The 14,625-nt window shown below is 70.8% G+C and carries 13 protein-coding genes; all 13 read left to right on the top strand.

The features are described 5' to 3' along the window. Window positions 1-499 precede the first annotated feature (499 nt). The 13 genes from ABZ249_RS16055 (at window position 500) to nuoL (ending at window position 14,623) form a co-directional block, all read left to right on the top strand. Window positions 500-1,816 carry a geranylgeranyl reductase family protein gene (locus tag ABZ249_RS16055; protein ID WP_220563469.1) on the top strand — a complete coding sequence of 439 codons (1,317 nt, stop codon included), beginning with the start codon at window positions 500-502 and terminating at the stop codon, window positions 1,814-1,816. A gap of 138 nt (window positions 1,817-1,954) precedes the next feature. After that, complete coding sequence (locus ABZ249_RS16050) at window positions 1,955-2,314, top strand: NADH-quinone oxidoreductase subunit A (protein ID WP_220563468.1); 360 nt, start codon at window positions 1,955-1,957, stop codon at window positions 2,312-2,314. 64 nt (window positions 2,315-2,378) lie between these two features. Then, the gene (locus tag ABZ249_RS16045) at window positions 2,379-2,924 is read left to right on the top strand and encodes an NADH-quinone oxidoreductase subunit B (protein WP_220563467.1); all 546 of its coding nucleotides are present in this window, start codon (window positions 2,379-2,381) and stop codon (window positions 2,922-2,924) included. Window position 2,925: 1 nt separating this feature from the next. Continuing rightward, entirely contained in the window at window positions 2,926-3,666 is a 741-nt protein-coding gene (locus ABZ249_RS16040; RefSeq protein ID WP_355262870.1) for an NADH-quinone oxidoreductase subunit C, read from the top strand. 34 nt (window positions 3,667-3,700) lie between these two features. Beyond that, on the top strand, window positions 3,701-4,996 hold the full coding sequence (locus tag ABZ249_RS16035) for an NADH-quinone oxidoreductase subunit D (protein ID WP_355262867.1): 1,296 nt from the start codon (window positions 3,701-3,703) through the stop codon (window positions 4,994-4,996). Next, window positions 4,993-5,748, top strand: coding sequence for an NADH-quinone oxidoreductase subunit NuoE (gene nuoE, locus ABZ249_RS16030; protein ID WP_355262864.1), 756 nt, complete (start codon window positions 4,993-4,995; stop codon window positions 5,746-5,748). The genes ABZ249_RS16035 and nuoE overlap by 4 nt, the downstream gene beginning before the upstream one ends. Further along, entirely contained in the window at window positions 5,745-7,064 is a 1,320-nt protein-coding gene (nuoF, locus tag ABZ249_RS16025) for an NADH-quinone oxidoreductase subunit NuoF (RefSeq protein ID WP_355262861.1), read from the top strand. The genes nuoE and nuoF overlap by 4 nt, the downstream gene beginning before the upstream one ends. Further along, the gene (locus tag ABZ249_RS16020; RefSeq protein ID WP_355262858.1) at window positions 7,061-9,520 is read left to right on the top strand and encodes an NADH-quinone oxidoreductase subunit G; all 2,460 of its coding nucleotides are present in this window, start codon (window positions 7,061-7,063) and stop codon (window positions 9,518-9,520) included. The genes nuoF and ABZ249_RS16020 overlap by 4 nt, the downstream gene beginning before the upstream one ends. After that, on the top strand, window positions 9,517-10,884 hold the full coding sequence (gene nuoH / locus ABZ249_RS16015) for an NADH-quinone oxidoreductase subunit NuoH (protein WP_355262855.1): 1,368 nt from the start codon (window positions 9,517-9,519) through the stop codon (window positions 10,882-10,884). The genes ABZ249_RS16020 and nuoH overlap by 4 nt, the downstream gene beginning before the upstream one ends. Further along, complete coding sequence (nuoI, locus tag ABZ249_RS16010) at window positions 10,877-11,428, top strand: NADH-quinone oxidoreductase subunit NuoI (RefSeq protein ID WP_220563460.1); 552 nt, start codon at window positions 10,877-10,879, stop codon at window positions 11,426-11,428. Before nuoH ends, nuoI begins: the two co-directional genes overlap by 8 nt. Then, complete coding sequence (locus tag ABZ249_RS16005) at window positions 11,425-12,378, top strand: NADH-quinone oxidoreductase subunit J (protein ID WP_355262851.1); 954 nt, start codon at window positions 11,425-11,427, stop codon at window positions 12,376-12,378. Before nuoI ends, ABZ249_RS16005 begins: the two co-directional genes overlap by 4 nt. Beyond that, complete coding sequence (nuoK, locus tag ABZ249_RS16000) at window positions 12,366-12,665, top strand: NADH-quinone oxidoreductase subunit NuoK (RefSeq protein WP_220563458.1); 300 nt, start codon at window positions 12,366-12,368, stop codon at window positions 12,663-12,665. Before ABZ249_RS16005 ends, nuoK begins: the two co-directional genes overlap by 13 nt. Window positions 12,666-12,673: 8 nt before the next feature. Continuing rightward, a complete protein-coding gene (nuoL, locus tag ABZ249_RS15995; RefSeq protein ID WP_355262847.1) occupies window positions 12,674-14,623 on the top strand; it encodes an NADH-quinone oxidoreductase subunit L in 1,950 nt (649 codons plus the stop codon). Window positions 14,624-14,625 lie beyond the last annotated feature (2 nt).

Raw genomic sequence — 14,625 nt, 5'->3', positions numbered from 1 at the left:
ATAGGACCCACCGAGTCGCCTACTTCTTAAATAGCTTCAAAGCTCGCAAAACCCGGAGAACTCTGTGTTCTCCGGGTTTTTGTTGTGCCCTATGTGATGCATGTGGCGGTGGAAAGGGTGATGAGCTGCGTATTTGTCAGTCTGTGGTGGCTTTCATGGCTCTCGTGTGCCTATGGGGCGATTGAGAATGTTTCGCTCCGTATACCCCCCGGGGCTCGCAACCGCGCCGCCAGAGGGCTAGACTGCCGAAAAGAAGCTTGTGAAGTGCTTCACAAGGACACGAGGGATGTGACACATGGCCCTATGTCCGACATGACATGAGTCCCCAACCGTACAACGCACCTGGTCACGGCCCCCGCACGCAGAGCCACCCTCGGGACCGCGGCCCGGACGCCCCATAACGCCGAGAGAACACGACCAGGACAGCCCCCCGTGAGCGGGTCGAAACCCCGCACTGGCCCGCCACGGTGCATCCGCGCGAGCAGTCGAGGACACACCCGTGAGCGAGACAGCCACCTCCTCTCCCGACCTCAGAGGCCGAGGCCGGGACCGCGTCGAGTACGACGCCGACGTCATCGTCGTCGGCGCCGGACCGTCCGGCTCCACCACCGCCTACTACTTGGCGCAGGCCGGACTCGACGTCCTCCTGCTGGAGAAGACCGCCTTCCCCCGGGAGAAGGTCTGCGGCGACGGGCTCACCCCCCGGGCGGTCAAGCAGCTCACCGCCATGGGCATCACCTTCGAGGACGAGGGCTGGATCAAGAACCACGGCCTGCGCATCGTCGGCGCCGGGGTCCGCCTCGAACTGCCCTGGCCCGACCTGGCCGCCTACCCGGGTTTCGGCCTCGTGCGCACCCGGTTCGACTTCGACCGGATCCTGGTCGACCGAGCCGTCACCGCCGGCGCCAAGCTCCTGGAGCGCACCACCGTCACCGGGCCGCTCATGGACGAGCGCAGCAACCGCATCGTCGGTGTCCGGGCCAAGAACGCCGACCGCGAACCCGTGACCTTCCGGGCGCCGCTGGTCGTGGCCGCGGACGGCAACTCCTCCCGGCTGTCCGTCGCCATGGGCATCCGCAAGCGCGACGACCGCCCCATGGGCGTGGCCGTGCGCACCTACTTCACCAGCCCCCGCCACGACGACGACTTCCTGGAGTCCTGGCTGGAGTTGTGGGACAGGAGCGGTGAGAAGGACGTGCTGCTCCCCGGCTACGGCTGGATCTTCGGCGTCGGCGACGGCACCAGCAACGTCGGCCTGGGCATCCTCAACTCGACGGCCTCCTTCCAGGACGTCGACTACCGCAGGCTGCTGCGGCGCTGGACCGACTCCATGCCGCCGGAGTGGGGCTTCACCGAGGAGAACCAGACCACCCCGATCCGCGGCGCCGCGCTGCCCATGGGCTTCAACCGGGTCCCGCACTACTCGCGCGGCCTCATGCTCGTCGGCGACGCGGGCGGCATGGTCAACCCCTTCAACGGCGAGGGCATCGCCTACGCCATGGAGGCCGGCGCCATCGCCGCCGAGGTGGTCGTGCAGGCGCACGGCCGCTCCACCCAGCAGACCCGCGAGCGCGCCCTGCTGCGCTACCCGCAGGTCCTCGCCGACACCTACGGCGGCTACTACACGCTGGGCCGCTACTTCGTGAAGATGATCGGCCAGCCCGAGTTCATGAAGTACGCCACCAAGTACGGCCTGCGCCAGCGCACCCTCATGAAGTTCGCGCTCAAGATGCTCGCCAACCTCACCGAACCCTCGCAGGGCGACGCCATGGACCGGGTCATCAACGGCCTGTCCAAGATCGCACCCGCGGCATAAGCGGCCCCGCCCCTCCGGGCGGCCCCGCAGCCGCCACCGGGGACGACGGGACGGATCAGAGAAGAGCCCGCACAAGTGAAAGCAATCACAAGCGCGACGCCCCGCGGCCGCGCCGATCAGCCGGAAGGAGGGTGACCGGTGGAGCTCTACGCACCGATTTTCGTGCTCGGCGGGATCGGCGCCGCGTTCGTCGTGGTGTCCATGGTCGCCGGGGCGCTGCTGGGACCCAAGCGCTACAACCGCGCCAAGATGCAGGCCTACGAGTGCGGCATCGAGCCCACTCCGCAGCCCGCGGGCGGCGGCCGTTTCACCGTCAAGTACTACCTGACGGCGATGATGTTCATCGTCTTCGACATCGAGATCATCTTCCTCATCCCCTGGGCGGTGCACTTCGACGCCCTCGGCTGGTTCGGACTGGTCGCGATCGTCCTCTTCCTGGTGAACGTGTCCATCGCCTACGCCTACGAGTGGCGCCGCGGGGGCCTGGAATGGGACTGACCCCGCGACCCCCCGCACCCCGCGTCCGCACCCCGCAGCCCCGCCCGGAGGAGGTCCGCAGCTGATGGGACTCGAAGAGAAACTGCCCAGCGGCGTCCTGCTCGGAACCGTCGAACAGGTCGTCGGACTCGCCCGCAAGACCTCGATGTGGCCCGCGACGTTCGGGCTGGCCTGCTGCGCCATCGAGATGATGGCCGTCGGCGGGCCCCACTACGACCTGGCCCGGTTCGGCATGGAGAAGTTCGGCGCCACCCCGCGCCAGGCCGACCTCATGGTCGTCGCCGGGCGGGTGAGCCAGAAGATGGCCCCGGTCCTGCGCCAGATCTACGACCAGATGCCCGAGCCCAAGTGGGTCATCGCGATGGGCGTGTGCGCCTCCAGCGGCGGCATGTTCAACAACTACGCGATCGTCCAGGGCGTGGACCACATCGTCCCGGTGGACATCTACCTGCCGGGCTGCCCGCCCCGCCCCGAGATGTTCCTGGACGCGGTGCTCAAGCTGCACGACAAGGTGCAGAACACCAAGCTCGGCGCGCACCGCGAGCAGGAGATCACCGAAACCGAGGAGCGCATGCTCCGCCGGTCGCTTCCCCTGGTGAGCAAGGACTGACATGAGCACCGACAACGAGCGCGAACGCGACGAGGAGGCCGCGCGCCTCCCCGACCGGCTGGGCGAGGAGCGCCTGGCCGCGCCGATCAGGCGCACCGGCATGTTCGGCACCACCACCACCGGGGACACCTCCGGCTTCGGACGGCTGCAGGTGCGGGGGAGCGCTCCCGTCTCCTCGCAGCGGCCCTTCACCGACCCGGACGACCCGCGCACCGCCGACTTCGACCGGGTGGCCGACGACTTGGAGGCCGCCCTGGGCGACGCCGCCGGGGCGGTGGAGCGGGTGGAGGTCTCGCGCGGCGAGATCACCTTCCACGTCCGCCGCGAGGCCCTGCCCGAGCTGTGCCGCATCCTGCGCGACGACCCGGCCCTGCGCTACGAGCTGTGCCTGGGCGTGACCGGGGTGCACTTCCCGGACCAGGAGGGCCGGGAGCTGCACGCGGTCTACCATCTCCGCTCGATCACGCACAACAGCGAGATCCGGGTGTCCACCACCTGCCCGGACACCGACCGGCACATCCCGTCGATCGTGTCGGTCTACCCGACCAACGACTGGCACGAGCGCGAGGCCTGGGACTTCTTCGGGATCGTCTTCGACGGCCACCCGGCGCTCACCCGCATCCAGATGCCCGACGACTGGCACGGCCACCCGCAGCGCAAGGACTACCCGCTGGGCGGCATCCCCGTCGAGTACCGGGGCGCCACCGTGCCCCCGCCCGACCAGCGGAGGTCGTACACGTGACCCGGCAAGAACACCTTCGGAAGGGAGGCACGGCATGACCGTCACCGAGGACTACATCGACGCCTCCGGCGGCGACTGGGACGACGTCATCGAGAAGGCGCAGGCGACCAGCGCCGAGCGCCTCGTCGTCAACATGGGGCCGCAGCACCCGTCCACGCACGGCGTGCTCCGCCTCATCCTCACCCTGGACGGTGAGACCTGTACCGAGGCCCGGGTCGCGATCGGCTACCTGCACACGGGCATCGAGAAGAACATGGAGTTCCGGACGTGGACGCAGGGCACCACGTTCGTCACCCGCATGGACTACCTGACGCCGCTCTTCAACGAGACGGCGTACTGCCTGGCGGTCGAGAAGCTGCTGGGCATCGAGGACCGGATCCCGGAGCGGGCCAACGTCATCCGCGTGATGATGATGGAGCTCAACCGGATGGCCTCGCACTTCGTGGCGATGGCGACGTTCGGCATGGAGCTGGGCGCCACCACCGTCATGACCAACGGCTTCCGCGAGCGCGAGATGATCCTGGACATCTTCGAGCTCGTCACCGGCCTGCGGATGAACCACGCCTACGTCCGCCCCGGCGGGGTCGCCCAGGACCTGCCGCCCGGCGCTGTCGGCAAGGTCCGGGAGCTGCTGGAGGAGATGCCCAAGCGCATCACCATCATGCGCAAGCTCCTCGACGAGAACCCGGTCTACCTGGCCCGCACCAAGGACGTCGCCTACCTCAACCTGCCCGGCTGCATGGCCCTGGGCGTCACCGGCCCGCTGCTGCGGGCCTCGGGGCTGGCCTACGACCTGCGCAAGGCCAAGCCGTACTGCGGGTACGAGGGCTACGAGTTCGACGTCCCCGTCTCCGACGGCGGCGACGTCTACGCCCGCTACCGGGTGCGCATCGCCGAGATGGAGGAGAGCCTCAAGATCATCGCGCAGTGCCTGGACAAGCTGGCGCCGGGCCCGGTGATGATCGAGGACGCCAAGATCGGCTGGCCCGCCAAGCTGGCGCTGGGGCCGGACGGCATGGGCAACTCGCCCGACCACATCGCGCACATCATGAGCAGCTCCATGGAAGCGCTCATCCACCACTTCAAGCTGGTCACCGAGGGCTTCCGGGTCCCGGCGGGCCAGGCCTACGCGGCCGTCGAGAGCGCCAAGGGCGAGCTCGGGTGCTACGCGGTCAGCGACGGGGGCACCCGTCCCTACCGCGTGCACTTCCGCGACCCCTCCTTCACCCACCTGCAGAGCGTCGCCGCCATGTGCGAGGGCGGCACGGTGGCGGACGTGATCGCGGCCGTGGCCAGTATCGACCCGGTGATGGGAGGCGTGGACCGGTGAGCGGACACGACCACAGCCACGACCACGGCGCGACCGCGATCCCGGAGGGGGCCGACACGTTCCCCGCCGAGGTCGTCGCGCGCCTGGAGCAGGACGCCAAGGAGCTCATCGGCCGCTACCCGAAGCCGAGGTCGGCGCTCCTCCCGCTGCTGCACCTGGTGCAGTCGGAGGAGGGCCACGTCAGCCGGGCCGGGATGCGCTTCTGCGCCGACCAGCTCGGCATCACCCTCGCCGAGGTGAACGCGGTCGCCACCTTCTACACCATGTACCGCCGCCGCCCCGGCGGCGACTACCAGGTGGGGGTGTGCACCAACACCCTGTGCGCCGTGATGGGCGGGGACGAGATCTTCGCCGCCCTCAAGGAGCACCTGGGCGTCGGCAACAACGAGACCACCGAGGACGGCAAGGTCACGCTGGAGCACGTCGAGTGCAACGCGGCCTGCGACTTCGCGCCGGTCGTGATGGTCAACTGGGAGTTCTTCGACAACCAGACCCCGGACTCGGCCAAGCGGCTCGTGGACGACCTGCGCCTGGGCAACGACGTGGCGCCCACCCGCGGCCCGGCGTCCCTGTGCACCTGGAAGCAGGCCTCCCGGGTGCTGGCCGGGTTCGACGACGGCCGCGCCGGCGAGGGCGTGCAGGCCGCCGGGCCCTCGCTGGCCGGGCTGGCACTCGCGCGCGAGCGCGGATGGACGGCTCCCGATCCCGCGAACCTTCCCCGTCCCGCCCAGGGTGAGGAGGAGGCCAAGTGACCACCCTGACCCCGGTCCTGTCCCACAACTGGGACCGCCCCGACTCCTTCACCCTGGAGGGCTACCGGGCCGACGGCGGCTACCAGGCCCTGCGCAGGGCGCTGGCCATGGAGCCCGAGGCCCTCGTCGACCTGGTCAAGCAGTCGGGCCTGCGCGGGCGCGGCGGCGCCGGGTTCCCCACCGGCATGAAGTGGGGCTTCCTCCCGGCCGACAACCCCAACCCGCGCTACCTCGTCGTCAACGCCGACGAGTCCGAGCCCGGGACCTGCAAGGACATCCCGCTCATGCTCGCCAACCCGCACTCCCTCGTGGAGGGCGTGGCGATCGCCTCCTACGCGATCAAGTCGAGCCAGGCGTTCATCTACGTGCGCGGCGAGGTCGTCCACGTCATCCGCCGCCTGCGCAAGGCCGTCGCCGACGCCTACGCCGCCGGGCTGCTGGGCAAGGACATCCTCGGCACCGGGTTCGACCTCGACGTGGTCGTCCACGCCGGGGCCGGCGCCTACATCTGCGGCGAGGAGACCGCCCTGCTGGACTCCCTGGAGGGCTACCGGGGCCAGCCCCGGCTCAAGCCGCCGTTCCCCGCGGTCGCCGGGCTCTACGCCTCGCCGACCGTGGTGAACAACGTCGAGTCCATCGCCAGCGTCCCCAGCATCGTCCTGGGCGGCGCCGAGTGGTTCACCTCGATGGGCACCGAGAAGTCCGCCGGGTTCGGGTTCTTCTCCCTGTCCGGGCACGTCACCCGGCCGGGCCAGTACGAGGCCCCGCTCGGCATCACCCTGCGCGAGCTGCTCGACATGGCGGGCGGGATCCGCGCGGGCCACCGCCTCAAGTTCTGGACGCCCGGGGGCTCCTCCACACCGATCTTCACCGAGGAGCACCTGGACACCCCGCTCGACTTCGAGTCGGTGGGCGCCGCCGGCTCCATGCTCGGCACCCGGGCGCTCCAGATCTTCGACGAGACCACCTGCGTGGTCCGCGCCGTCGGCCGCTGGATCGCCTTCTACGCCCACGAGTCCTGCGGCAAGTGCACGCCCTGCCGCGAGGGCAACTACTGGATGGTCCAGGTGCTGGACCGCCTGGAGCGCGGCCAGGGGACCGAGGCCGACCTCGACAAGCTCCTGGACATCTGCGACAACCTGCTCGGCCGGTCGTTCTGCGCCCTGGGCGACGGCGCGACCAGCCCGGTCATGTCGTCGATCAAGCACTTCCGCCAGGAGTACATCGACCACGTCGAGCAGGGCGGCTGCCCCTTCGACCACTCCAGGTCCACCCTGTGGGCGGACCGCCCGACCACGACGGGAGGGAACCCGTGACCGTCACCACCAACACGCCGGGCGGAGCGGCCCCCGCGCCCCCGCCCGAGGACCTGGTCACCGTCACCATCGACGGTTTCCGCATCCAGGTGCCCAAGGGCACGCTGCTCATCCGCGCCGCCGAACTGCTCGGGATCCAGATCCCGCGCTTCTGCGACCACCCGCTCCTGGACCCGGTCGGGGCCTGCCGCCAGTGCCTGGTGGAGATCCCCGACATGGGCAACGGGCGCGGCATGCCCAAACCGCAGGCGTCCTGCACCATCACCGTGATGGAGGGGATGGTGGTCAACACCCACCTCACCTCCCCGGTGGCGGAGAAGGCCCAGCGCGGCATCATGGAGTTCCTGCTCATCAACCACCCGCTGGACTGCCCGGTCTGCGACAAGGGCGGCGAGTGCCCCCTGCAGAACCAGGCGATGTCCACCGGCCGGGGCGAGAGCCGGTTCATCGACGTCAAGCGGACCTTCCCCAAGCCGATCCCGCTGTCCAGCCAGGTGCTGCTCGACCGGGAGCGCTGCATCCAGTGCGCCCGCTGCACCCGGTTCGCGGCACAGATCGCCGGGGACCCGCTCATCGAGCTGATGGAGCGCGGCGCCAAGGAGCAGGTCGGGATCGCCGGCGGCGAGCCGTTCAACTCCTACTTCTCCGGCAACACCGTGCAGATCTGCCCGGTGGGCGCCCTCACCGGGTCGGCCTACCGGTTCCGGTCCCGCCCCTTCGACCTGGTCTCCACCCCCAGTGTCTGCGAACACTGCTCCGGCGGCTGCGCCCAGCGCACCGACCACCGGCGCGGCAAGGTCACCCGCCGCCTGGCCGGCGACGACCCGCAGGTGAACGAGGAGTGGAACTGCGACAAGGGCCGGTGGGCGTTCACCTACGCCACCCAGAACGACCGGCTCACCCGGCCGCTGGTGCGCGACGAGGACTCCCGGGCCCTGGAGTTCGCCTCCTGGCCGGAGGCCGTCTCCGTCGCGGGCCGCCGCCTGGCCGCCGCCCGCGGCCGGGTCGGCGTCCTGACCGGCGGGCGCCTCACCTACGAGGACGCCTACGCCTACGCCAAGTTCGCGCGGGTCGCCCTGGGCACCAACGACGTGGACATGCGGGCCCGCGCCCACTCGCGGGAGGAGGCCGACTTCCTGGCGGCCCGTGTCGCCGGGACCCCGATCGACGTGGACTTCACCGGCCTGGAGAAGGCCCCGGCCGTGCTCCTGGCCGGGTTCGAGCCCGAGGACGAGTCGCCCTCCACGTTCCTGCGGCTGCGCAAGGCCCACCGCAAGCGCGGGCTGAAGCTGTACTCCGTCGCCAGTCACGCCAGCCTCGGCCTCACCAAGGCGGGCGGCACGCTGATCGGCACCGTGCCGGGCGACGAGGCCCGCGTCCTCAACGCCCTGGAGGACACCGCACCCGAGGCCGTCGAGGCCCTGGGCGCGCAGGGCGCGGTCATCGTCGTCGGGGAGCGGCTGGCCGCCGTCCCCGGCGCGCTCACCGCCGCCGCGGCGCTGGCCGACCGCACCGGCGCCCGCCTGGTGTGGATCCCGCGCCGGGCCGGGGAGCGCGGCGCCGTCGACGCCGGGGCCCTGCCCGGGCTGCTGCCCGGCGGACGGCCCGTCTCGGACGCCTCGGCCCGCGCCGAGGTCGCCCGCGCCTGGAACGTCGGCACGCTGCCGCCGGAGCCGGGCCGCGACACCGCCGCCATCATCGAGGCCGCCGCCCGCGGCGAGCTCGACGCCCTGGTCGTCGCCGGGGTCGAGCTCGACGACCTGCCCGACCCCGAGGCCGCCCGCGCGGCCCTGGCCCGGGTGCCGTTCATCGTCAGCCTCGAACTGCGGTCGAGCGAGGTCACCGACCGCGCCGACGTGGTCTTCCCCGTCGCCGCCGTCGCCGAGAAGTCCGGCACCTTCGTCAACTGGGAGGGCCGCCACCGGCCCTTCGGCGACGCGCTCAAGGTCCCCGGAGCCCTCTCCGACCTGCGGGTCCTGTCCGCGATCGCGGACGAGATGGACGTCCACCTGGGGCTGCCCGACGCCGCCTCCGCCTACCGCGAGCTGCTGGAGCTGGGCCTGTGGGCGGGGGAGCGGGCCGCGGCCCCGGCCGTCCGCCCGGTCCCCGTCCCCGAGCCCCGCCCCGGCGAGGCCCTGCTGTCCACCTGGCGCCAGCTCCTGGGCACCGGGCGGATGGAGGACGGCGAGCCGTTCCTGGCCGGGACGGCCCGGCCGGCCCGCGCCTACCTGTCCCAGGCCACGGCCGACGAGGTCGGGGTGCCCGACGGCGGATCGCTCCGCGTCACCGGCACCCGGGGCTCGGTCACCGTTCCCGTGGTCGTCACCGACATCGCCGACCGGGTCGTCTGGCTCCCGGCCAACGCCAGGGGCTGCGACATCCGTCGCGACCTGGGCAGCGGCGCGGGCGAGACGGTCCTGCTGTCGGCGCCGAGCACCGCCGGGAGGCACCAGTGACCCCCGTCGCCACCAGCGTGGCGCACCTGGCGTCGGAGGAGACGCTCAGCGCCTTCGGCAACGACCCGTGGTGGATCACCACCATCAAGGCGCTCGCCATCTTCGTCTTCCTGATGGTGTGCGTCCTGATGATGATCATGGCCGACCGCAAGGTCATGGGCCGGATGCAGCAGCGGCACGGACCCAACCGGATGGGCCCCTGGGGCCTGCTCCAGTCCCTGTTCGACGGGATCAAGCTCTCCCTCAAGGAGGACCTGATCCCCGAGGGGGTCGACCGGTTCGTCTACATCGCCGCCCCGGTGATCGCCGCCGTCCCCGCGTTCATCGCCTTCTCGGTCATCCCGATCGGGCCCGAGGTGAACCTGTTCGGGGTCGTCACCCCGCTCCAGCTCACCGACCTGCCCATCGCGGCCCTGGTGGTCCTGGCCACCGCGGCCCTGGGGGTGTACGGGTTCGTGCTCGGCGGCTGGGCGTCCCAGTCGCCCTACGCCCTGCTCGGCGGCCTGCGCGCGTCCGCCCAGGTGATCAGCTACGAGATCGCGATGGGCCTGTCGTTCGTCGCGGTCTTCATCATGTCGGGCACGCTCACCACGTCCGGGATCGTCGAGGCCCAGCGCGGGCTGTGGTTCGCGGTGCTGCTGCTGCCGTCGTTCCTGATCTACCTGGTCACCATGATCGGCGAGACCAACCGGCTCCCGTTCGACCTGGCCGAGGGCGAGGGCGAGATCGTCGGCGGCTTCATGACCGAGTACGGGTCCATGAAGTTCACGATGTTCTTCCTCGCCGAGTACGTGAACATGTGCACGGTCGCCGCCGTGTCCGTCACGCTCTTCCTCGGCGGCTGGTACGCCCCCTTCGGGATCGGCACCGCCTTCCCCGGGGCGAACGAGGGCTGGTGGCCCGCCCTGTGGTGGCTGCTCAAGTTCGTCGGCGTCATGTTCCTGTTCATCTGGGCGCGCGGCAGCCTGCCCCGGGTCCGGTACGACCAGCTCATGCAGTTCGGCTGGAAGGTCCTCATCCCCATCCAGCTGGTGTGGATCACCGCCGTCGCGGTCGTGCGGATGCTCGTCCTGGACGGCGCCTCCCCGGTCGTCATCGGCTCGGTCGTCGCCGCGTTCACCCTCGCCACCCTCGCCGCGTTCTACGCCTGGCTCCGGTCGGCGCGCCGCGAACGCGCCGAGGAGGCGGCCCAGCGCGCCGAGAACGCCCGCCGCGCACACGAGGACTCCGCCTTCGGCGGTTTCCCCGTGCCACCGAGCACCGCACCGCACTACGGGAGCAGCGTGCTCGCCGAACCGCCGCGGACGGCCCCGGCCGCCGCGGGCCGCAGCGTCAAGCAGAAGGGGGAGGTCACCGGTGCTTGATTGGCTCAATCCCGTCAAGGGTTTCGGCGTCACCTTCCACACCATGTTCAAGAAGGTGCCGACCGTCGAGTACCCGGAGGTCAAGCGCCCCACGGCGCCGCGCTTCCACGGACGGCACCAGCTGAACAGGTGGGCGGACGGGCTGGAGAAGTGCATCGGGTGCGAACTGTGCGCCTGGGCCTGTCCCGCCGACGCCATCTACGTCGAAGCCGGTGACAACACCGACGACGACCGCTACTCGCCCGGTGAGCGCTACGGGCGGGTCTACCAGATCAACTACCTGCGCTGCATCCTGTGCGGGCTGTGCGTGGAGGCGTGCCCGACGCGCGCCCTCACCATGACCAACGAGTACGAGCTCGCCGACGACAGCAGGCAGAGCCTGATCTGGACCAAGGAGCAGCTGCTCGCCCCCCTCAAGGAGGGCATGGAGGCGCCGCCGCACCCGATGCGCCTGGGCGAGAGCGACCTCGACTACTACGCCACCGGCCGCGGCCAGCACGGTTCCCAGGACGGGCACCACGAGAGCACGGAGGCGGTCCGATGACCCCCTCCGCCCTCCTCGCCTCCCCCCTCGGCCCGACGCACGAGGTCCACCTCGCCGCCCCCATCGGCGGCGGGGAGGCCTCGGCCTTCTGGATCCTGGGGACCGTCGTCCTGCTCGGCGCCCTGGGAGTGGTGTTCTCCCGCAAGGCCGTCCACTCGGCCATGTCCATGGCGCTGACCATGGTGGGCCTGGCGATCTTCTACGGGATCAACGCCGCGCCCTTCCTCATGGTCGTGCAGATCGTCGTCTACACCGGCGCGGTCCTCATGCTGTTCCTGTTCGTGCTGATGCTCATCGGCGTCAGCTCCGCGGACTCCCTCAAGGAGACCCTGGGCGGGCAGCGGCTGCTCACCGCCGTCGTCGCCCTGTGCTTCGTCGGCGCCCTGGCCACCGGCATCACCCGCATCTCCGTGGGCGACCCGGTCGGCCTGGCCGCCGGGACCGCGGCGGCGGGCGGCAGCATCCCCTGGATCGCCGGGGAGCTGCTGCTGCGCTACGTGGTCGCCTTCGAGGCCACCGCCGCGCTGCTGGTCACCGCGGTCCTGGGCGCCCTGGTGCTGGCCCACACCGCCCGCACCAAGAAGCGGCGCACCCAGCGGGAGATCTCCGAGGACCGCATCCGCGGCGACCACCCGACCCCGCTGCCCGGGCCCGGCACCTACGCCCGGCACAACGCGATCGACATGCCCGCGCTGCTGCCGGACGGCCAGGTCGCCCGGCTCTCGCTCAACCCGGTGCTCACCGCCCGCGACCCCGAGTACCAGTCGCGGGTGCCCGACGACGTCCGGGCGGGGCGCCCGCCGCTCCCCGGCGGGGCGTCGGACTCGGCCCACTCCAAGGAGGGCGAGCCCACCGCGGGGGCCGAGGCCCACCCGCACGAGGCGGGTGCCGGCGACCAGGCCCAGGAGAACGGCGACGGGCAGGAGGTGGAGTCGACATGGACCCGATGAACTACATCGTCCTCGCGGCGCTGCTGTTCACCATCGGCGCGGTCGGCGTGCTCATCCGGCGCAACGCGATCATCGTCTTCATGTGCGTCGAGCTGATGCTCAACGCCTGCAACCTGGCGTTCGTCGCGTTCGCCCGCATGCACGGGGACATCGAAGGGCAGGTCATCGCCTTCTTCGTGATGGTCGTCGCCGCCGCCGAGGTGGTCGTCGGTCTCGCGATCATCATGCAGATCTTCCGAACCCGCAGGTCCGCGTCGCTGGACGACGCCAACCTGCTCAAGCACTAGAAGGCGACGTGGCAGTGCAACAACACACTCTCCTCGCCGCCGACACCGGGACGGCGGTGGCCGCGGAAGGCGCGGTTCTGTCGAACGCCTGGCTGCTCATCGCCCTGCCGCTGGCCGGCGCGGCGGTCCTGCTGCTGGGAGGCAAGCGGACCGACTCCTGGGGCCACCTGCTCGCCACGGCGCTGCCGGTGGGCTCGTTCGTGTGGGCGGCCCTCATCCTGTTCGACCTCCTGGGCCGGGCCCAGGACGCGCGCAGCGTGTCGGTCCCGGTCTACGAGTGGTTCTCGGTCGGCGAGTTCACGGTGGGGGCGGACCTGCTGGTCGACCCCCTGTCCATCAGCTTCGTCCTGCTGATCACGTTCGTCGGGTCGCTGATCCACGTCTACTCGATCGGCTACATGTCCCACGACCCGGGGCGGCGGCGCTTCTTCGCCTACCTCAACCTGTTCGTGGCGGCCATGCTGGTGCTGGTCCTGGCCGACAACTTCGCCCTGCTGTTCCTGGGCTGGGAGGGCGTGGGCCTGGCGTCCTACCTCCTCATCGGGTTCTGGCAGTACAAGCCGTCGGCGGCCACCGCGGCCAAGAAGGCGTTCATCATCAACCGCGTGGGCGACATGGGCCTGCTCGCGGCGATCATGATCATGTTCACCGCCCTGGGCGCCGTGAGCTTCAGCGACGTGTTCGCCGCCGTCCCCGGCGCCGGGAACGGGGTGCTGGTCGCCATCGGCCTGTGCCTGCTGCTCGGCGCCTGCGGCAAGTCCGCGCAGCTGCCCCTGCAGGCGTGGCTGCTGGACGCCATGGAGGGCCCGACCCCGGTGTCGGCGCTCATCCACGCGGCGACCATGGTCACCGCGGGCGTCTACCTCATCGTCCGCGCCGGGCCGGTCTTCGAGGCCGCGCCCGCCGCGCAGACCACCGTCGCGGTGGTCGGGGCCGCCACCATGCTCGCCGGCGGGATCATCGCCTCGGCCAAGGACGACATCAAGAAGTCCCTGGCCGGCTCGACGATGAGCCAGATCGGCATGATGGTGCTGGCCGCCGGGCTCGGCCCGGTCGGGTACGTGGCCGCCATCGCCCACCTGATCACGCACGGCTTCTTCAAGGCCGGGCTGTTCCTGGGCGCCGGATCGGTCATGCACGCCATGGACGACGGGGTCGACATGCGCCGCTACGGCGGCCTGGCCCGGGTCATGCCGATCACCTTCGCCACCTTCGGACTGGGCTACCTCGCCATCATCGGCGTCCCGCTGCTGTCCGGCTGGTGGACCAAGGAGAGCATCATCACCGAGGCGTTCGGCGTCGGCGGCACCCAGGGCATGGTCCTGGGGTCGGCGGTCATCCTCGGCGCCGGGCTCACCGCCTTCTACATGTCCCGCATGTTCTTCATGACCTTCCTCGGCGAGAAGCGGTGGGACGAGGGCGTGCACCCGCACGAGTCTCCGGTGAGCATGACCGCCCCCATGGTCGTGCTGTCCATCGGTTCGGTGTTCCTGGGCGCGTTCCTGGTGTTCGGCGACCGGTTCGCGAACTTCCTGGCGCCCACCATCGGCGCCCACCCGCACCACTTCGACCTGGCCCACGCCTTCACCTCGCCCTACGGGCTGGCGGCGCTGGGCGTGCTGGTCCTCGGTGTGGCGGCGGCCTGGGCCGTGTACCTGCGCCGCCCGGTCGCGCGCACCGCGCCGAAGGGGAACCTCGTCACCGTCGCCGCGAGCCGCGAGCTGTACGGCAACGAGATCAACGAGGGGCTGTTCATGCGCCCCGGCCAGGTCCTCACCAAGGTGCTCTCCGACATCGAGGACAAGGTCATCGACGGGTTCGTCAACGGGCTCGGCGCGGGCGTGCGCGACTCCTCCCGCGGGCTCGGGCGGGCGCAGACCGGCTTCGCCCGGTCGTACGCGCTCACCATGCTCTTCGGCGCCGTGATCGTCGCCGCGACGCTGGTTGTGAGGTTGTAGAC

Source organism: Nocardiopsis sp. NPDC006139 (genome assembly GCF_040614155.1).
GTDB classification, from domain to species: Bacteria; Actinomycetota; Actinomycetes; order Streptosporangiales; family Streptosporangiaceae; genus Nocardiopsis; species Nocardiopsis changdeensis.
This window is presented reverse-complemented; position numbering and strand designations above follow the sequence as displayed.

What these genes read in the sequence shown, in the direction of transcription:
- ABZ249_RS16040 (WP_355262870.1), top strand. Translation starts at nt 2,926, where the DNA reads ATGAGCACCGACAACGAGCGCGAACGCGACGAGGAGGCCGCGCGCCTC.
- ABZ249_RS16005 (WP_355262851.1), top strand. Translation starts at nt 11,425, where the DNA reads ATGACCCCCTCCGCCCTCCTCGCCTCCCCCCTCGGCCCGACGCACGAG.
- nuoK (WP_220563458.1), top strand. Translation starts at nt 12,366, where the DNA reads ATGGACCCGATGAACTACATCGTCCTCGCGGCGCTGCTGTTCACCATC.
- ABZ249_RS16045 (WP_220563467.1), top strand. Translation starts at nt 2,379, where the DNA reads ATGGGACTCGAAGAGAAACTGCCCAGCGGCGTCCTGCTCGGAACCGTC.
- ABZ249_RS16035 (WP_355262867.1), top strand. Translation starts at nt 3,701, where the DNA reads ATGACCGTCACCGAGGACTACATCGACGCCTCCGGCGGCGACTGGGAC.